The organism is Streptomyces sp. NPDC048420 (assembly GCF_040651535.1).
Classification (GTDB): Bacteria; Actinomycetota; Actinomycetes; order Streptomycetales; family Streptomycetaceae; genus Streptomyces.
Genome location: NZ_JBEZKG010000016.1, coordinates 93181 through 110605, shown reverse-complemented (window position 1 = coordinate 110605; position 17425 = coordinate 93181). Strand labels below are relative to the sequence as shown.

Genomic DNA, 17425 nt, shown 5'->3' with positions numbered 1-17425 from the left:
TGTACCGTTCTTGTCCCGCCGGCCGGCTCCGGGCGTCCCCGGAGCCGGCCGTTCTCTTGGGTGACCGGGCTGCTGTCCCCTGCCGTCCGGTCACTTCCTGGAGCGAGGTCCCACGGCGCACGGCACGTTCCGTACGCCTCATCGCTCCAGCGAGCCACGCGTGGTTCTGTCGGGCCCGCCCCTGGCTGGCACGGACACCACCACCAACGAAGCGTCCCGCGCCGCGGTCACGCGCCGTACGGGTGAGTCCGGGCCCGAACTCAGATGCGACCCCTGCACAGTTCGAGCAACGTCATGGCGAGGGTGGTGCCGGGCTTGCCGACGGCGTCGCGGTAGCGGCCGAGGATCTCCATCTCGCGGGCGAGGTGGACCCGCCGGCCGCCGGAGGCGATACGGGTCTGCTGGACGACGGCCGAGACGGCCATCCGTTCCTGGATCCGACCGATGATCCGGTCGTCGAGCGCGTCGATGCGCTCACGGGCATCCGCGATGGTGGCTTCCGGTGTGGTGGTCACGTAGGGCTCCTGCGTGGGGTCGATGCCCCGGAGCGACAGGATCCGGAAAACACCAGGCGCCCCGGACCTTGTCGGCCCGGGGCGCCTGGGAAGTCGCTTGTCAGTTGCTCAAGCAGCACGACCATGGCAGCCGGCGGGCCGGGTGCCATAGGTAAACAGGTAGGTCGTCTGCGTGAGCATGGCAGCAGTATGCCGGGCCCGGTGGGAGGGACCAACCCGGTTCGCATCCTGAGACGGAGCGCGGCCCGGAACCGGCCCCGCGGCTCCCGGTAGACTCGGCCTCACACACACCTCGCTCACCGCCGGAAGGCAACCCGTGTCATCAGCGAACCCCGCCGCCGCCCCCGACACCGTCCTGGTCGTCGACTTCGGTGCGCAGTACGCCCAGCTCATCGCCCGCCGTGTCCGCGAGGCCCGGGTCTACAGCGAGATCGTGCCGAGCACCATGCCGGTCGCGGAGATGCTCGCCAAGAACCCGGCGGCGATCATCCTCTCCGGCGGTCCCTCCTCGGTGTACGCGGAGGGCGCCCCGCGCCTGGACCGCGAGCTCTTCGAGGCCGGCGTCCCCGTCTTCGGCATGTGCTACGGCTTCCAGCTGATGGCCACCACCCTCGGCGGCACCGTCGACAACACCGGCGCGCGTGAGTACGGCCGTACGCCGCTCCATGTGTCGAAGTCCGGCTCGACGCTCTTCGAGGGCACCCCCGACGAGCAGTCCGTGTGGATGTCCCACGGTGACGCCTGCTCCGCCGCCCCAGAGGGCTTCTCCGTCACGGCCTCCACGGACGTCGTCCCGGTCGCCGCCTTCGAGAACGACGAGAAGAAGCTCTACGGCGTCCAGTACCACCCCGAGGTCATGCACTCCACGCACGGTCAGCAGGTCCTGGAGCACTTCCTGTACCGGGGTGCGGGGCTCACGCCTTCGTGGACCACGGGGAACGTCATCGAGGAGCAGGTCGCTCTCATTCAGGAGCAGGTCGGCGACAAGCGCGCCATCTGCGGTCTGTCCGGCGGCGTGGACTCCGCGGTGGCGGCGGCCCTGGTCGCCCGGGCCATCGGCGACCAGCTGACCTGCGTGTACGTCGACCACGGTCTGATGCGCAAGGGCGAGACCGAGCAGGTCGAGAAGGACTTCGTGGCCGCGACCGGCGTCAAGCTGGTCGTCGTCGACGCGGAGGAGCGGTTCCTCACGGCTCTGAAGGGCGTCTCGGACCCCGAGGAGAAGCGGAAGATCATCGGCCGCGAGTTCATCCGGGTCTTCGAGCAGGCCCAGGCGGAGATCATCGCGGACGAGGGCCCGGCGGTGGAGTTCCTCGTCCAGGGCACCCTCTACCCGGACGTGGTCGAGTCCGGTGGCGGCACCGGCACCGCCAACATCAAGTCCCACCACAACGTGGGCGGCCTGCCCGAGGACCTCGAGTTCCAGCTGGTCGAGCCGCTGCGCAAGCTGTTCAAGGACGAGGTCAGGATGGTCGGCCAGGAGCTGGGGCTCCCGGACGAGATCGTCCAGCGCCAGCCCTTCCCGGGACCCGGCCTCGGCATCCGGATCGTCGGCGAGGTCACCAAGGAGCGCCTGGACCTGCTGCGCGACGCCGACGCCATCGCCCGCGAGGAGCTCACCGCGGCCGGCCTCGACCGGGACATCTGGCAGTGCCCGGTCGTCCTGCTCGCCGACGTCCGCTCGGTAGGCGTCCAGGGCGACGGCCGCACCTACGGCCACCCCATCGTCCTGCGTCCGGTCTCCTCCGAGGACGCCATGACGGCCGACTGGTCGCGACTGCCGTACGACGTCCTCGCTCGCATCTCGACGCGGATCACGAACGAGGTGGCCGACGTCAACCGCGTGGTGCTCGACGTGACGTCGAAGCCGCCGGGGACGATCGAGTGGGAGTAGGCCCTAGGTGCGCTTGATCGTGCGCAGGGGTCGGCCGGGCTGCCAGATCTGGAGGACCAGGTACTTCTCGTCCTCGACGTAGGTCCTCACGACCTCCGTCAGCTCGGTGCGGAAGAGGTGGAACGGCTCCGGCGGTTCCACCTCTTCGCCGTACGCGGCCTTGGTCTCCGGGTCGGTGACCTCTCTGGCGAGGCCGCTGATCCGGACGTCCCCGCCGCCCATGGTCTGGCCCTCGCCGGGGTTGGCCTGGAGCGCGAAACGGGGGTCCCTTCGCAGGTCGAGGGCCTTGAGCGAGTCCCGCATCATGCCGAGCCAGAGCTCACCGTTCAGGAAGCGGACCTCCAGGCCGCAGGTGCGCGGGGAGCCGTCCTTGCGGAGGGTCGCGAGGATGTGATGGGTGAAGGCGCCGAAGCGCTCCTCGACTGTTCTGGCGAGGTCGGATTCCGCGGAGGAGAAGTCTGCCCAGTTCATACCGCGCAGTCTTCCGTCGATACCCGACGTCTTCTGTCAGGTATCCATCGTGTGCGCCATCTTTACAAACCACCCCTGTTCTCCTGCGCGGACCGACGGTAACTTCCGCCTCGTAAGCAACCCAGTGCTGGAGGAACACATGCACGGGACACCCCTCGGACCCACTCCGCCGATGCCGGTGCCCACCGAGAAGCTCCAGTTCGCGATGCCGCCGATGCACGACTCCGTCGAGGAGGAACGCCGGCACCGCAAGGAGCGGCTCGCCGGCGCGCTGCGGATCTTCGGGCGGCTCGGCTTCGAGGACGGGGTCTCCGGACACATCACCGCGCGCGACCCGGAGTTCACCGACTGCTTCTGGGTCAACCCCTTCGGCATGCCGTTCAAGCACGTCACCGTGAGCGACCTGGTGCTCGCCAACTCCGACGGGCAGGTCCTCGACGGCCGTTACCACGTCAACCAGGCGGCGTTCACCGTGCACTCCCAGGTGCACGCCGCCCGCCCGGACGTCGTCGCCGTCGCCCACTGCCACTCCGTGCACGGCCGGGCGCTGGCCGCGCTCGGCGAACTCCTCGACCCCCTCACCCAGGAGAGCTGCGCCTTCTACGAGGACCACGCCCTCTACGACGCCTACACCGGGGTCGCCGTCGACGCCGAGGAGGGCCGCCGGATCGCCGACGCGCTCGGCTCCCGCAAGGCGCTGGTGCTGCGCAACCACGGGCTGCTGACCGTCGGGGACTCGGTGGACGCGGCGGCCTGGTGGTTCTTGTCGATGGAACGCTCCAGCCAGGTGCAGCTGCTGGCCCGGGCCGCCGGGAGGCCGGTGCTCATCGATCACCGGGCGGTGGTGGCCACGCGGGAGCAGCTGGGCGGGGACCTGGTGGCATGGATCAACTACCAGCCGCTGTGGCAGGACATCAGCCGCAGCGAACCGGATCTGCTGTCGTGACACGGGCCTCCGGGGGTTTCAGAACCCCCGGAGCACGGCCGCCTTCGTCATCGCGAACTCCTCGTCCGTGAGCACGCCTTCGCGGTGCAGTTCGCCCAACTCCCGCAGCCTGCGCAGGAGTACGTCGTGATGGTCGGCGGCCGGCGGTACCGAGGCCGACGTGAGACGGGGGCGTTCCTGCTCGTACTCCAGGCCCTCGCGGGTGGACGGGTGCGGCAGCCGGGCCGTCACCGCCGTCGCGACGAGCGCCGTGAGCAGGTCGCGGCGGGTGCTGCCCCACAGGTCGAGGGCGTACGGGTCCTTCTCGGGCGGCAGCTTCGAGAACGAGGTCTCGCGGGTCACGAACCGCATGAACCCGTCCTCGTAACCGGAGTTGGGCAGCCACTCGACCTGGACGAGGTCGCCCACGTTGATGATCCGCGGGCCGGTCGCGCGCTTGACGCGGTCGGAGGTGTCGGCCCAGTCGATACGGACCCGGGTGCCGTCGAAGGAGACCGTCCCGTCGGAGGAGCGCACCGAGACCGGGACCGGTGGACCCGGCAGCAGATAGGTCTTGGTCGGCTCCTTGGGGATCTGGTCGAGGAGGAGGGAGCGCCGGATCTCCTCGGCCACGTACTCGGCGACCCCCGCCCGGTCGACGTCCACGGTCAGCCGGTACGGGTCGGCCGGGTCCGGCAGCCGGCCGCCGGTCGCGTGCAACAACGGGTCCGCGCCCTCGCGCAGCCGCATCCTGAGCCGGCCGCGCTTGCGCTCCGGCTCGAACGCCACACCCGAAATCGCCTCCAGGGGCACCGCGATCTCGCCGTACGTCTGCCGGAACAGCGGCACGGAGCGGTGGAGTCCGGGCGTGATCCTGACCGTTGTGCCGTCGAAGGCCCAGGTCCCGTCACGCTGGATGATCTCGGCCATACGGAAATTCTCGCAGCCCGGTCAACACGGCAGGCCCCGCTTCACCCGTCCCTTCACTTGCGCTGACCCCACCTGCCGGACGGGGGCGGTGTGTCGTAGGGCACAATTCGCTGTCGTCACCGGCGAGTTGTTCGGTGCTGTGCACGGGATCGCGGCCGGAATCCACAAGGGCCGCGGGCGGTGCGGGGCTTGAGTCCGGAGGGCCCTGAGGGCTTCCGGGTTGTGCGGGCGGACAGGCCGTGAGGTCATGTGGGGCCAGAGGTTCACGAGGGTCGTGGGAAGGCGGGCGTCGGGCGTGGCGGTGCAGGAAGCGAGAGGCACGGACGGGGGTGCGTCCGGGCGTGGGCACGAGGGCGGCTGCACCTGTGGGGACTGTCCGCACGGGGCGCGGGCCGGGCATCGCCGTGCGGTGGCCGCGTTCCTCCTGAAGCGGGACGAGTTCGCGGCCGGGCAGGGGCTGCCCGCGGCGGTGGCGCACTCCGCGTCGGCCTCCCGGCAGTGGGTCTCGGAGGAACTGACCCAGTCCGCGGAGGCCGTCGCCGAACGGGGGCGCGCCGAGGGCGCCGCCTGGCTCGCACGGCTGTGGCGCCGTACCGCCTACGCGGTGTGGGCCGCCGTGGTGACACTGCTGCTCGTCCAGGCGCTGACGGCGATCGGCGCGGGGTGGACCGCGGCGCGTACGGCCGGACTGCTGGCGGCGCTGGTGGTGGGGGGTTCGCTGACCGCCGCGTCCTGGTTCCACCGGGCCCGGGGTGGCGTGCTCGCGCCTGTGATCGGCGAGGACAACCGGCTGTCGACCTCCAGGGTCGTCGCGGTGGCGTGGGTGCTGTTCGTCGCCTACGCGGTGCTGGTGCTGGTGGGACGGCTCGCCGCGGCCTCCGACGGTGCGGAGCGGGACGCTCTGATCTCCGGCCTCGACCTGGCCCGGGGCGCGGGTGTGGTGACCGTGCTCGCCGTGGTGTGCGGGATCGCCGTACTGGTACGGCGGGTGGTCGGACTGCGGGTGCTGGGACAGCGGCTGCAGAAGGTACGGGCGGACCGGCCGCGCGCCGCCGACCTGCTGACCGACGACTCCGGCCGGGGGAACTTCGCCGACATCCAGTACGTCGTGATCGGCGCGGTCGCCCTGCTGTTCGCCGCTGTACGGCTGGCCCGGCGGCCGGACCAGTTGCCGGACCTGCCCTGGGGGCTGGCGGTGGTGGTGCTGGTGTCCGCGGCGACCTACGTCGCCGGGAAGTACGCGGAGGGCGGGCGGCCGGTGATCCTTTCCGTGGTGCGCTCGCGCGAGGCGGGTGACCTGGACGGGCCGATCCGTACCGGTGACGACATCGAGATCCGCGGTGCCGGGTTCGTGCCGCCCGGGGCGCAGCGGGCGGACCGGCTGTCCCGGATGGTGGTGCGGATCGGGCCGGTGAACGTACATGTGCCGCTGGTGCCGGTGACCGGGGGCTTCAGCAACCCCACGGACGAGGTGCTGACCGTGCCGGTGCCGGCGGATGTGGAGCCGGGCCGGGTCGAGGTGCAGGTGGTGACGGCCGCGGGGGTCGAGACCAACCGCTATGCGATCGATGTGACGGACTGAGGGGAGGGGCCCGTCCCACCCGGAAACTCGTCCGAACCGTGTTGAGCAACGCCGCCCCTTCGTGCGTATCGTCTTCTGAGGGGTCTCAGCACGCTGGTGAGAGGCGGCTCGGAGCGATGACTCACAGCTTTCGAACGGACACGCACGCCCCCTATGACGACGAGGAACGGTCCTGGCGGGACAGGATCGGCAAGTACGCCCTGCTGCCGCTGCGCCTCTTCCTCGGTGTCACCTTCATCTACGCGGGTCTGGACAAGCTGACCGACAGCGCCTTCATGAAGGACTCCGGCTCGGGCTCCATCGGCGACATGATGCGCAGCGTCCGGGACTCCTCGGCCATCCCCGCACTGGTCGACCTGTCCCTGAAGAACCCCGTCAACTTCGGCTACGCCATCGCCTTCGGTGAACTCGCCGTCGGCATCGGCACCCTCCTTGGCATCCTCGCCCGCCTGGCCGCCCTCGGCGGCGCCCTGATCTCGCTCAGCCTGTGGCTGACGGTGAGCTGGGCCTCCGATCCCTACTACTACGGCAACGATCTCGCCTACCTGATGGCCTGGCTGCCCCTCGTCCTCGCGGGCGCCTCCGTGTTCTCCGTGGATGCCGCCTTGCGCGTCCGACGAAGGCAGCGGGCGGGAGGTTACCGGTAGCTCCGGTCGGCGGAGCTACCGGTGGCGGGGAGCCGCCTGTACCGCGGGAGCGGCGGTGAGCGACCTGTGCTGAGGGAGCTGCCCGGGGGTGGGCACGCGCCCGACGGAAGCACCATGTCCGCGCGGTCCGCGGCGAGCACTGCCCTGCGCGGGCCGATCTCGTCGAGGGGCCGCACGGTCAGGTCCACTACGCGTGGCGGGGACTGGGAGGCGTGCTCCGGGTGGTCTCCGTTCCGGGTAGGTGCCGTGGCTGGCTGTGCCTTCAGCGGTGTGCGGGCGTTGTGGCTTCGGCGCTCAGTCCAGCGCAGGTGTTCACCGACCGGCTGCCAACCCGCCACCGGCGGTCTCCCGCCCGCCCGCCCGCTCTCCCACCAGCGCACCCGCCCGGCGGCCCTCCGCTGCTGCTGCCTTCGGGCTCGGCGCTCGTGGGCAGGGCCGAGAGGAACGCGCCCGCGTCGAAGGTGGGCTGTGCTCTCAGCGAGGCACCGGCGGTGGCGCTCCCTCGTCGACCTCGGCCGGGGCGGGTGTCGCGCGGCGGCGGTCCCTTCGGCTGCGTATCGCCCGGGTCAGCAGGCCCACCGCGCCCGCCAGGCAGAGGCCGCCCACGACCACGGGGATCACCGCGAACCACGGGGTGTCCCAGGCGTCGCCCGCGTCTCCGGCGTAGGTGATACCCGCGACGGTGAGGAAGAAGCCGGCAACCAGCTTCCCCGGCCCGAACTCATGACGCAGCACGGCTCACCTCCGCCTGACCGATGCCCACCCGCAGATCGAGGTCGAGTGTGGCGGTGCTGTTGACGCCCGAGGCCGGTGCCAGGGTGACCTCCTTGTGCTTGCCGGGTTCCACGTCCACGTCCTCCTGCTCGTCGCCCGGCAACTGGATGTCGCCCACGCCCACGTCGATGGTCGCCTTCACGGTCACGTCCGGCGGCACGATCACCACCAGTCGGCCCACTCCCACGTCCGCCTGGGACGTCACCGTCCGGCCCTCGGCGAAGTCGAGGCGGGTCAGGTCCAAGGTGCCCACGCCGGTGCCGAGTTCGTACTCCGGGCGGATGTCCTTCACCGCCGCCGGTGTCCAGTTCGTGCGGACCCAGTGGGTGGTGATGTCCTTCGGCAGGGCGGCGGAGGCGGCCAGCAGGCCTGCCGTGACGATCGCCAGGAAGATCGAGCCCGCTCCCGTACGGCCCAGGAAGGAGCTGATGGCTATGCCCAGGCCCAGGACGATCAACGCGCAGGACAGACCGGTCTGCAGGCTGGTGCCGAGGGCGTGGTCCTCCCAGGTCGCTCCCGTGCCGAGGCCGCCCGCGAGCAGGGCCAGCAGGAAGACCCAGCCGCCGATCCAGCGCGGGCCGGGCGGCTTGGGGCGGCCCGCGTAGGCCGCGCGGATGTCCTCGCGCCGGCTCCAGGAGACCCCCCGGCCGATGTTGACGGCCGCCGCGATGTCGCGGTCGCGGGAGTCCTTCGGACCCCACAGATACCCGGTGCCGCCGACGTGGGTGCCGTCCTTGACGATGGGGTCGCGCCACCAGGAGGGATAACCGGCGGGCACCGGCGGGGCCTGGGCCTCCGGCGGGGCGTCGGCCACGGCCTGGGCGGAGAGCGGGGCGGGGTCGGGGGTGCCGCGGTGGCGCGACCAGTACCCGGCGCCCGCGAGGAGCAGGGAGAGGACCACCGCGAAGGTCACCACGCCGGTGTTGCCCAGCATGGTGAGGAACACTCCGCAGCCGACCAGGGCGAACAGCACGCCGGTCAGCGCCTGGCCGTCGACCCGGCCGGTGAGCAGCTTGCGCACCTCGTTCTCGTCCTCGTCCTCGTACGGGACGAGGAGCCAGGCGAAGCCGTAGAAGATGAGGCCGATACCGCCGGTCGCCGACAGCACCGCCAGCGTGATCCGGAAGATCACCGGGTCCATGTCGCACTGCCGCCCGAGCCCGGCGCACACGCCGGCGAGCAGCTTGTGCGGGCGGTCTCGGCGGAAGCGGAGGGGGGCCGTGTCCTCGGGGGGTGCTGTGTCCTGAGGTATGGGGGTGTCGGTGGTCGTGCCTGCTGTCGTGTCTCCTTCTTTCCGCGCGCCCGCCCGCCTGTGCGTACGCGCGTCCACGCCGGTGTCGGCGGGAGCGCCCGCGCCGGGGCCGGTGCTCGGGTCCGGGCCTCCGCCGGATCCGGCGCCCGTGGCGTGCTGGTGATCTGTCATGTGTCCATGGTGACGGGCGCGAGGCCGTGACGGGAGTCGGAACGACCCTGGCCGGACCCTGATATCGGCCCTGAGAGGGGCGAGGGAAGCGTTCGGAAGGCGCGCCGATCGAAGATCAGGGGAGTCTCGGGGGCGAACCCTGATGCCCCCGCACCCACGCCGTGTGACCATCGATGGCATGCCGGAAGCCGCAGCAGCGCCACTCGTAGAACCGCGGCCGCCGCGCAAGCTCTACCGCAGCAGTGACGGACGCTGGCTGGGTGGTGTGGCGCGGGGGCTCGCCGGACATCTCGGCCTGCCCGTGATCTGGTTGCGGCTGGTCTTCGTCGGCCTGTTCATGGCGGACGGACTCGGCGCCCTGCTGTACGCCGCGTTCTGGTTCTTCGTGCCGCTCGGCGTCGGAGGGGTCGGCGGGCAGAAGCCCCCGTCCCTGGTCTCCACCGAGACCTCACCGGACGGCCGCCGCAGACTCGTCACCCGCCGGCCCGACAAGGGCCAGATCGTCGCTCTCCTCCTCATGGTCGTCGTGGCCATGGTCTTCGTCGGCAATGTCAACGTGGGCAACGGCGCCAGGGCCTACCTCTGGCCCGCCGTCCTCGTCGGCGCCGGTGTCGCCCTGGTCTGGCGTCAGGCGGACAACGCCCGCCGGGCCCGCTGGATGGAGGTGGGCCGCCGCCGGCGCACCCTGACGTTGCTGCGGGCCGCGGGCGGTGTCCTCCTGGTCACCGCGGGTGTCTCCGGAGTCTTCGTCCTGCAGGGCTCCGCCGCGCACCTCGGCTCCGTCCTCCAGGCGGCCCTCGCGGTCCTCGTCGGGATAACGCTCCTTGCGGGGCCGTATCTCGTCCGGATGACCCAGGACCTCTCCGAGGAGCGCCTGATGCGCATCCGCGCCCAGGAGCGCGCGGAGGTCGCGGCCCATGTCCACGACTCGGTGCTGCACACCCTGACCCTGATCCAGCGCAACGCGGAGAACGCGGGCGAGGTGCGCCGCCTCGCCCGAGCCCAGGAGCGTGATCTGCGCACCTGGCTCTACAAGCCCGAGGGCACCGGCAAGGACGAGGCCGACGAACCCACGGACCTCGCCGACGCCGTGCGGCGCAACGCGGCCGAGGTCGAGGACAAGCACGGCGTCCCCATAGAGGTCGTGGTCGTCGGCGACTGCCCGCTCGACGAGAGAACCGGCGCGCAGATGCAGGCCGCGCGTGAGGCGATGGTCAACGCCGCCAAGTACGGTGGCGAGGGCGGCGCCGTACAGGTCTACGCCGAAGTCGAGGGCAGGACGGTCTTCGTGTCCGTCCGGGACCGCGGCCCCGGCTTCGACCTCGACTCGATACCCGCCGACCGGATGGGTGTCAGAGAATCGATCATCGGCCGCATGGAGCGCCACGGCGGCACGGCCCGGCTGCGCGCGGTGCCGGACGGCGGCACGGAGGTCGAGCTGGAGATGGAGAGGGCGGAGAAGACGTCATGAGCGACGAGGGCAACGGCACGGCGGAGGCCACCGGGGGCGCGGACAAGCGTCGGGTGCGCGTGGTCCTCGTCGACGACCACCGCATGTTCCGTACAGGAGTCCAGGCCGAGATCGGCCGGACCGAGGAGACCGGCGTGGAGGTCGTCGGGGAGGCGGCCGACGTCGACCAGGCCGTCACCGTCATCACCGCGACCCGCCCCGAGGTCGTCCTCCTCGATGTCCACCTTCCGGGTGGCGGCGGGGTCGAAGTGCTGCGCCGCTGCGCCCCGTTGATGGCCGACGCCGAGCAGCCCGTCCGCTTCCTCGCCCTGTCCGTCTCGGACGCGGCGGAGGACGTGATCGGAGTGATCCGGGGCGGTGCGCGTGGCTACGTCACCAAGACGATCACCGGCACGGACCTCGTCAACTCCGTCTTCCGCGTCCAGGAGGGCGACGCGGTGTTCTCGCCGAGGCTCGCGGGCTTCGTCCTGGACGCGTTCGCCTCGACGGACGCGCCGCCGGTGGACGAGGACCTGGACCGCCTCACCCAGCGCGAGCGGGAGGTGCTGAGGCTCATCGCGCGCGGCTACGCCTACAAGGAGATCGCGAAGCAGCTGTTCATCTCGGTGAAGACGGTCGAGTCCCATGTGTCGGCGGTGCTGCGGAAGTTGCAGCTGTCGAACCGGCATGAACTGACCCGGTGGGCGACGGCGCGGCGGCTGGTCTGACGCTCACGCCACGCGCGTGGCGCCCGCGAACGGCATCTCGTCGATCGGGGCCACCCGCACCGGGGCCGACGGGTTCGGGGCGTGGATCATGCGGCCGTTGCCGATGTAGAGGCCGACGTGGCTGATGCCGGAGTAGAAGAAGACCAGGTCGCCGGGGAGGAGTTCGGAGCGGGAGACGCGTTGCCCGGCGCCGATCTGGGCGTAGGTCGTGCGGGGCAGGGAGATGCCCGCGGAGCGGTAGGCGGCCTGGATGAGGCCCGAGCAGTCGAAGGCGTCCGGGCCGGTGGCGCCCCAGACGTAGGGGCTGCCGAGCTTGGAGTGGGCGTAGGAAACGGCCGCCGCGGCACGGGAGTTGGGCGCCTCGGCGGTGGCCGCGCCGGGGGATGTCAATTCGTCGCGGGCGCCCGTCAAGGCCCGTGACGCGCGTGTCCCGTCCGCCCCGGCCCCCGTTCCTGCCTCGGCCGGTAGCTGGGACAGCAGTCGGCGGGCCGCGTCCAGCTTGCCGGTGATCGTCTTCTTGTGGCGCTTCAGCTCCGCCTGACGTGACTTCAGCGAGGTCAGCTCGATGTGCGCGGCCCCGCGCAACTGCTCGATCTCCCTGAGCTGTCGGCGTACGTTCGCCACGGAGGTCGCCTGGCGGGCACCGGCCCGTTCGGCGAACTCGGCGCCGTCCAGATAGCGGTCGGGATCGTCGGAGAACGCGAGCTGCATCGCGGGGTCGAGTCCGCCGCCGCGGTACTGCGCCGTGGCGATCGAACCCAGCGCGTCCCGCGCCTCGTTGAGCCGTTCCGTCCTGCGGGCCGCCTCGTCCTGCAGGGTGCCGAGCCGGTTCTCGGCCGCCTCCGCCTTCTCCTTCGCGCCGTTGTACTTCTCGGTGGCGGCCTCCGCCTCCTGGTACAGCTGGTCCACCTTCGCCTTGACCTGCGCCGGCGTGAGCTGCGGCTCGGCGTGTCCGGTCCCGTCGAAGCCCGTCGCGGTCGCCGCCCCCGCGAGGGCGATGGTCGCTGCCGTACGGACCGTATGGCCGCCGGCCGAGCGTTGGCGGGGCTTGCGGTGCGCTGCCACGTGGACTGCACGTCCTTTCGTCGACCGCCCGCCCCGGGGTTCGTCGGCCGTACGACGCCAGGGGGAAGCGGCCGTACGACCGCCCGGGGGCGGTTTGCGCGTCCGGCGGCGGCCTGCACAGGGGGAGCGGACCGCCGCCGGACCTTCTCGGCGGTGGTGGCCGACTGCCGCCCCTGGCCCGGGCGGCGGTGGGGAGCCGGTCACCTGGTGGAGGACGCTAAACCTGACCGTGTCCGGGAGGTAACGCATTGTGCGGAACTGCCGCCAGGGGACCGCGAGGTGACCGAAGGTGACCGGGATCCCGGGTCGGCGCCGTCGACTTCGCGCGAGGCGCTGACCGAAGTCGGGATTTTCGGGCCCATGGGCGGTACGGAGTGCTATGGGCCGCATATATGCAAGATCTACGCGAGGGGGCGGTGCGGATGCCTCGGGCGCTCCCGCATAGGCTCCGACCTCATGGACGTACTCATCCATCTCTTCGTCGGCCTGCACATCATCGGCATCGCCTCGCTGCTCGGCGGTTTCCTCACGCAGATGAAGGCGATGGGCCAGGGCACCGCCCGGTTCGTCCCCGCGATGCTGCACGGCGCAGCGACGATGCTGGTGACCGGGGTGATCCTGGTGGGTCTCAACCAGGCCGACGACCAGCACGTCAACAACATCAAGATCGGCGTGAAGCTGGCCCTGCTGATCGTGATCCTCGGCCTCGTCTATGTGAAGCGGGACGACGAGAAGGTCGACAAGAGTCTGTTCGGCCTGGTCGGCGCGCTGACCACGGCCAACATCTTCATCGCGGTGCTGTGGACCTGAGAGCCGCGCGCGCCTCGGCGACCGCCCCCGCGGCGACGGCGAGCCAGGCCGCCACCGCGATCCACAGCAGCACCTCACCCGGCGTCTTCAGCCACGAGATGTCCACGGCGGCGGAGACGGCCAGGGTCGCCGCCGCGGTCATGCCCATCGGGAACACGGTGGCCCAGCGGCGCACGTCATAACGCGGGCGCGGGCGTAGGAACTCGGCCACGAGCAGTACGGCGTACCAGGCCAGGTCGAGCACCAGCAGGGCGACGGTGACCGCGCGCAGGACGCCGTGGTCGTCGTCGTTCCACAGGTACAGGCGCGCGCTGTCGGCGGCGATCAGCTTCGCGCCGGCCAGCGCCGAGATGGCGAGCGCGCCGCCCGCGATCCAGTGGTCGCCGGGTCCCTCCAGCACCTGGCGCAGGTCGAAGCGGAAGAGCGCGATGCCGTAGAGGACCAGGCCGAGCCAGAACAGCACGAGTGCGGCGTGCGCGAGCCAGGCCGCCGATTCGGCCGCGGCGAGCGTGGCGCCGAGGACCGCGAGGCCCTGGGTGGCCACGCAGCCCAGGAACACCCTGCCGGGCATCCGCCGCGTCCAGTGGCGCACGACGGGCACGAGCAGTACCGGCCACAGCAGCGCGCTCAGTGCCAGCAGCGCTTCGGCGAGGGTCTGCCAACCGAGCGCGGAGAACCGGGTGCCGAGCACCGTGGTCGCCGCCACGGCCGTCAGCGCGCCCGGCGTCTCGGCCTCCGCGACCCAGTGCGCGCGTTCCCGCAGCAGCCGTACGGCGAAGTCGCCGGCCAGTCCCAGCCAGGCCGCGCAGCCGATCACCAGGGCGATCCGCGACAGCGTCTCGTAGCCGGTCAGATGCAGCCCGACTGACAGGATGCCGGTCGCCATCACGGCGGCCCCGGCGGCAGGCGGTCGCTGCGTCCACCAGACGCGCAGGGGGGAGCGGGAGGAGGTGCCGGCCATGGGCCCGATGCTAGGAAGCTCCGCGCGCCGTGCGAGCGGGGCGCGCACGCGCGCGCACGGAAATACGCGCGAGCGCAGGAGCGGGTCAGGGGCGGGTGCGGGTGCGGATATCCGACATGGGAGTGCCGGGACATCCGACACGGGAGTTCCGGACATGGGACACGGGAGCAGGGCCGCCTCTGACGCACGCCGATCCCTGTTGCGTGCCGGGTCGTAGTGCACGCCGGGTCCCTGTGGCAGGGGCGGGCCTGTCTGGCGCGGGTGGGAGGTGTGGCGCGCTCTGATCTTTGTCGTGCCGGTCTGTGACGCCACCCGGCCCCTCTGGCAAGAGGCCGCCCATCTGGCGCGTGCCGGAGTCGTTGCGCCCACTGAACCCCTGTCACACGTCGGACCGCCGCGTAAGCCCGAACTCTGGCGCACGCCGAATCCGGGACGCGCGCTCCTCGACCGCACGGCACGCGCGCGCACGAGGGACGTCTCGTGCTGAGAGGCGTCCTATAGGGCGCGATCGCGAGAGGCACCCTATAGGCGGCGTCTCAGGCCGGCCGTACCACGCTGTGGATCGCCGACTCGCCGTCGTAGTAGATCGACTCCTCGCGGACGTACGCGCCCGGCTTCGGGGCGTGGATCATCATGCCGTTGCCTATGTAGAGGCCGACGTGGCTGATGTCGTCGTAGAAGAAGACCAGGTCACCGGGCTGGGCGTCGGCGAGGGAGACCGTGGTGCCGGCGTTCACCTGGTCGTAGGTGACACGGGGGAGGTCGACGCCGGCGGCCTTCCAGGCGGCCTGGGTGAGCCCTGAGCAGTCGTAGGAGTCGGGGCCGGTGGCACCCCAGACGTACGGCTTGCCGATCTGCGCGCGGGCGAAGGCGAGAGCTTTCGCGGCCTTGGTGGCGTACGAGGAATCGGTCGCCGTGCTGGTGCTGGTACTGGTGCCCGTGCTCGAACCGGTCGAACTCTCCTGCTGGGCCGCCTTCTCCGCGGCCGCCTGCTGCTGCGCCAGCTCCGCGGCCTTGCGGGCCGCCGCCTCCTGCTTCTCCTTCTCGATCGCCGCGAGCCGCGCCTTCTCCTGGGCCGTCAGTTCCGACAGCAGGTCGCGCGCGTCGGCGAGCTTCTTCTGGACGGTCGCCTTGGCGGCCTTCAGGTCGCTCTGCGTCTCGGTGAGCGTCTGAAGGCTCTGGGAGGCCTCCTGGCGCTTCTTCATCGTCTCGGACTGCTCGGAGACGTAGTCGTCGACCGCGCCCTTCTGGCGGCTCGTCAAGCGGCCCATCAGCTGGGTCTGGTCGAAGTAGTCCTGCGGGGTGTCGGAGAGCAGGAAGGTCGCGGTGTCGGGCGCGGCGGCGCCGGTGCGGTACTGGGCGGCGGCGAAGGAACCGAGCTCCTCGCGCGCTTCGTTGAGCTTCTGGGTGCGCTGGGCGACGTCGTCGAGGAGCGTGTCGACCTGCTTGCGCTGCTTGGTCGTCTTCTCCTTGGCCGCGTTGTAGTTGTCGGTCGCCGACTCGGCCTGGCGGTAGAGGTCGTCGACCTTCTTCTCGACCTCTTCGAGGCTCGGCTTGTCATCGGCGGGCGCGGCGTTCGCCGACTGGGACAGCAGGGCCACGGAGGTGAGGGCGGCCGTCGCGAGGGCCGGGGTCCGTATGCCTGCTACGCGCGTACCAGCGGGACGCGACTTGCGGTGCGACGCCAAGGGAGGCGACTCCTTCCAATGCTCCGCCTACCGAGTTAGCTGTCGGGTTCGGGCGAAGTGCTTCGGAAGGTTTGCCCTACGGCCCTCCCCTGCGCGGGAGTCGGCCGATTCACCCCAAGTTCGGTGGGTCCCCGGCTCCGGGCGCACGGCGGCGCTGCGGACTCGGCGGAGGCCGTGCGGCCCGGCGAGGTTCGCCGGAGGGGGTCGTACGGCCTGCCTGGAACGGTAGCCAACCGGTGTGGTCCGTGTGAAGGTTGATGTTCGATATGCCCGATACATTTTCGTGACCTTGGCCCCAAACATTGCCCCGCGTGGCCAATCCGGAGTGATCTGCCACGACTTGGGCGTATTTTCGCCGGAGTGACGACGTCCGCCCGCTTCCTGGGTCTAACTTCCAGCCAGCCGCGGTGGGGTGCCGCGGCCGGTTGGAGGGGTACGGCCATGAGAATGCGCACAGGACTCGTCGTCGCCACGTCGGTCGCGCTCGCCGCCACCGCGGGCATCGCCCCCGCTGCGGCGACGGCCGGGCACGGCGGAGGCAAGCCGGTGATCCGCGTGATCGCCAAAGGCCTCGACAACCCGCGCCAGCTCTCCTACGACGACGGTCACGTGTACGTCGCCGAAGCGGGCCGGGGCGGCAGGAAGTGCGTCGGGGCGGGTCCCGAGGGCGAGACCTGCATCGGGCTCAGTTCCGCGGTCACCAAGATCTACTGGGACGGGGGCGCGTGGAAGCACCGCAGGGTGGTGCAGGGGCTCCCGTCGGGCGCCGCCCCCGACGGCGGTTTCGCGACCGGGGTGGACGGCGTCTCCGCTCTCCACGGCCAGGTCTGGGGCGTCGAGACCTACGCCCCGCCGGAGGCCGGGGTGCCGACCAAGCCGCCCTGGAACACGCTCGGCAAGCTGCTGCGCGTCGGACACGGCAAGGCGAGGATCGCCGCCGACATCACCGCCGTGGAGCTGAAGTACAACCCGCACAAGGCCTCCGTCGAGTCCAATCCGTACGCCGTCCTCGCCCTGCCCGACGGTCGGAAGATCGTCGCGGACGCGGCGGGGAACGACCTGGTCGTGGTCTCGCGGCACGGCAAGGCGCGGCCCTTCACGGTCTTCCCGGACCACGACAGGAACCAGTCCGTGCCGACCTCCCTCGCCCTTGGGCCCGACGGCAAGCTCTATGTCGGCGAGCTGAACGGCGAGGCGGCGAAGCCCACCGCGCGCGTGTGGAAGGTCGACCCCTGGACCGGGAAGATCCTCGGCTGGAAGTCCGGCTTCGGCTCGATCAGCGGAATCGCCTTCAACGACGACGGCGACCTGTACGTCAGCCAGCTCTTCGCCGGCGTCGTGACGAAGGTCTCGCACGGCAAGCGCACGCAGGTGAAGGTCCCGTTCCCGGCGGGCGTCGCCGTCGACCCCTACGACGGCAAGGTCTACGTCTCGGCCTGGTCGATCGCCGACCGTGACGGCACCGTCATGGAGGGCAGGAAGACACCGGGAGGCCAGGTCTGGAAGATCCTCGGGTTCTGATCCGAGTGGATGTTCTCAGGGCGGCGGCGGGGTGTCAGTGG

Annotated in this window: 16 protein-coding genes and 1 riboswitch; of the genes, 8 read left to right on the top strand and 8 right to left on the bottom strand. The window is 71.1% G+C overall.

Annotation, left to right across the window (positions count from 1 at the left end):
• Nucleotides 1–260: 260 nt before the first annotated feature.
• Entirely contained in the window at nt 261–515 is a 255-nt protein-coding gene (locus AB0D34_RS29340; protein WP_362666626.1) for a chorismate mutase, read from the bottom strand.
• A 316-nt stretch (nt 516–831) separates the two neighbouring features.
• Here AB0D34_RS29340 and guaA point away from each other — a divergent pair, with 316 nt between their 5' ends.
• Complete coding sequence (gene guaA / locus AB0D34_RS29335; RefSeq protein ID WP_362666622.1) at nt 832–2409, top strand: glutamine-hydrolyzing GMP synthase; 1578 nt, start codon at nt 832–834, stop codon at nt 2407–2409.
• 3 nt (nt 2410–2412) lie between these two features.
• On the opposite strand, the gene AB0D34_RS29330 is transcribed toward guaA, so the two are convergent.
• On the bottom strand, nt 2413–2880 hold the full coding sequence (locus tag AB0D34_RS29330; protein WP_362666619.1) for a pyridoxamine 5'-phosphate oxidase family protein: 468 nt from the start codon (nt 2878–2880) through the stop codon (nt 2413–2415).
• A 139-nt stretch (nt 2881–3019) separates the two neighbouring features.
• Here AB0D34_RS29330 and AB0D34_RS29325 point away from each other — a divergent pair, with 139 nt between their 5' ends.
• Nucleotides 3020–3826, top strand: coding sequence for a class II aldolase/adducin family protein (locus AB0D34_RS29325; protein ID WP_362666617.1), 807 nt, complete (start codon nt 3020–3022; stop codon nt 3824–3826).
• A gap of 18 nt (nt 3827–3844) precedes the next feature.
• On the opposite strand, the gene AB0D34_RS29320 is transcribed toward AB0D34_RS29325, so the two are convergent.
• Nucleotides 3845–4735, bottom strand: coding sequence for a DUF4429 domain-containing protein (locus AB0D34_RS29320; RefSeq protein ID WP_362666614.1), 891 nt, complete (start codon nt 4733–4735; stop codon nt 3845–3847).
• 295 nt (nt 4736–5030) lie between these two features.
• Here AB0D34_RS29320 and AB0D34_RS29315 point away from each other — a divergent pair, with 295 nt between their 5' ends.
• Both AB0D34_RS29315 and AB0D34_RS29310 read left to right on the top strand, forming a co-directional pair.
• Nucleotides 5031–6317: a hypothetical protein gene (locus AB0D34_RS29315; protein WP_362666611.1), complete on the top strand. Its 1287-nt coding sequence runs from the start codon at nt 5031–5033 to the stop codon at nt 6315–6317.
• A 116-nt stretch (nt 6318–6433) separates the two neighbouring features.
• Complete coding sequence (locus AB0D34_RS29310; protein WP_362666608.1) at nt 6434–6964, top strand: DoxX family protein; 531 nt, start codon at nt 6434–6436, stop codon at nt 6962–6964.
• Between the two features lie 474 nt (nt 6965–7438).
• Here the strand turns inward: AB0D34_RS29310 and AB0D34_RS29305 are convergent, their stop codons facing one another.
• Together AB0D34_RS29305 and AB0D34_RS29300 are read right to left on the bottom strand one after the other, a co-directional pair.
• On the bottom strand, nt 7439–7699 hold the full coding sequence (locus tag AB0D34_RS29305) for a hypothetical protein (protein WP_362666605.1): 261 nt from the start codon (nt 7697–7699) through the stop codon (nt 7439–7441).
• Nucleotides 7686–9161, bottom strand: coding sequence for a PspC domain-containing protein (locus AB0D34_RS29300; RefSeq protein WP_362666602.1), 1476 nt, complete (start codon nt 9159–9161; stop codon nt 7686–7688). The genes AB0D34_RS29305 and AB0D34_RS29300 overlap by 14 nt, the downstream gene beginning before the upstream one ends.
• A 178-nt stretch (nt 9162–9339) precedes the next feature.
• Between AB0D34_RS29300 and AB0D34_RS29295 the strand changes: the two genes are divergently transcribed.
• Nucleotides 9340–10632 carry a PspC domain-containing protein gene (locus AB0D34_RS29295; protein ID WP_362666598.1) on the top strand — a complete coding sequence of 431 codons (1293 nt, stop codon included), beginning with the start codon at nt 9340–9342 and terminating at the stop codon, nt 10630–10632.
• Nucleotides 10629–11339: a response regulator transcription factor gene (locus AB0D34_RS29290; protein ID WP_362666595.1), complete on the top strand. Its 711-nt coding sequence runs from the start codon at nt 10629–10631 to the stop codon at nt 11337–11339. Before AB0D34_RS29295 ends, AB0D34_RS29290 begins: the two co-directional genes overlap by 4 nt.
• 3 nt (nt 11340–11342) lie before the next feature.
• Here AB0D34_RS29290 and AB0D34_RS29285 read toward each other — a convergent pair whose 3' ends face one another.
• Complete coding sequence (locus AB0D34_RS29285; RefSeq protein ID WP_362666592.1) at nt 11343–12404, bottom strand: NlpC/P60 family protein; 1062 nt, start codon at nt 12402–12404, stop codon at nt 11343–11345.
• Nucleotides 12405–12860: 456 nt separating this feature from the next.
• Between AB0D34_RS29285 and AB0D34_RS29280 the strand changes: the two genes are divergently transcribed.
• Nucleotides 12861–13214, top strand: coding sequence for a hypothetical protein (locus AB0D34_RS29280; protein ID WP_362666589.1), 354 nt, complete (start codon nt 12861–12863; stop codon nt 13212–13214).
• Here AB0D34_RS29280 and AB0D34_RS29275 read toward each other — a convergent pair.
• Both AB0D34_RS29275 and AB0D34_RS29270 read right to left on the bottom strand, forming a co-directional pair.
• Nucleotides 13192–14175: a tellurite resistance/C4-dicarboxylate transporter family protein gene (locus AB0D34_RS29275; RefSeq protein WP_362666586.1), complete on the bottom strand. Its 984-nt coding sequence runs from the start codon at nt 14173–14175 to the stop codon at nt 13192–13194. The two genes, AB0D34_RS29280 and AB0D34_RS29275, sit on opposite strands and share 23 nt — an antisense overlap.
• A 536-nt stretch (nt 14176–14711) precedes the next feature.
• Nucleotides 14712–15863 (bottom strand): NlpC/P60 family protein, encoded by a 1152-nt coding sequence (locus AB0D34_RS29270; RefSeq protein WP_362666583.1) that lies wholly within the window; start codon nt 15861–15863, stop codon nt 14712–14714.
• A 7-nt stretch (nt 15864–15870) separates the two neighbouring features.
• A riboswitch (cyclic di-AMP (ydaO/yuaA leader) is annotated at nt 15871–16041 on the bottom strand.
• Between the two features lie 263 nt (nt 16042–16304).
• Between AB0D34_RS29270 and AB0D34_RS29265 the strand changes: the two genes are divergently transcribed.
• Complete coding sequence (locus AB0D34_RS29265) at nt 16305–17384, top strand: ScyD/ScyE family protein (RefSeq protein ID WP_362666580.1); 1080 nt, start codon at nt 16305–16307, stop codon at nt 17382–17384.
• The last annotated feature ends 41 nt before the right edge of the window (nt 17385–17425 follow it).

Coding starts and splice junctions, on each gene's coding strand:
- AB0D34_RS29290 (WP_362666595.1), top strand. CDS start 10,629: ATGAGCGACGAGGGCAACGGCACGGCGGAGGCCACCGGGGGCGCGGAC.
- AB0D34_RS29265 (WP_362666580.1), top strand. CDS start 16,305: ATGAGAATGCGCACAGGACTCGTCGTCGCCACGTCGGTCGCGCTCGCC.
- AB0D34_RS29325 (WP_362666617.1), top strand. CDS start 3,020: ATGCACGGGACACCCCTCGGACCCACTCCGCCGATGCCGGTGCCCACC.
- AB0D34_RS29330 (WP_362666619.1), bottom strand. CDS start 2,880: ATGAACTGGGCAGACTTCTCCTCCGCGGAATCCGACCTCGCCAGAACA.
- AB0D34_RS29275 (WP_362666586.1), bottom strand. CDS start 14,175: ATGGCCGGCACCTCCTCCCGCTCCCCCCTGCGCGTCTGGTGGACGCAG.
- AB0D34_RS29280 (WP_362666589.1), top strand. CDS start 12,861: ATGGACGTACTCATCCATCTCTTCGTCGGCCTGCACATCATCGGCATC.
- AB0D34_RS29320 (WP_362666614.1), bottom strand. CDS start 4,735: ATGGCCGAGATCATCCAGCGTGACGGGACCTGGGCCTTCGACGGCACA.
- AB0D34_RS29300 (WP_362666602.1), bottom strand. CDS start 9,161: ATGACAGATCACCAGCACGCCACGGGCGCCGGATCCGGCGGAGGCCCG.
- AB0D34_RS29295 (WP_362666598.1), top strand. CDS start 9,340: ATGCCGGAAGCCGCAGCAGCGCCACTCGTAGAACCGCGGCCGCCGCGC.
- AB0D34_RS29310 (WP_362666608.1), top strand. CDS start 6,434: ATGACTCACAGCTTTCGAACGGACACGCACGCCCCCTATGACGACGAG.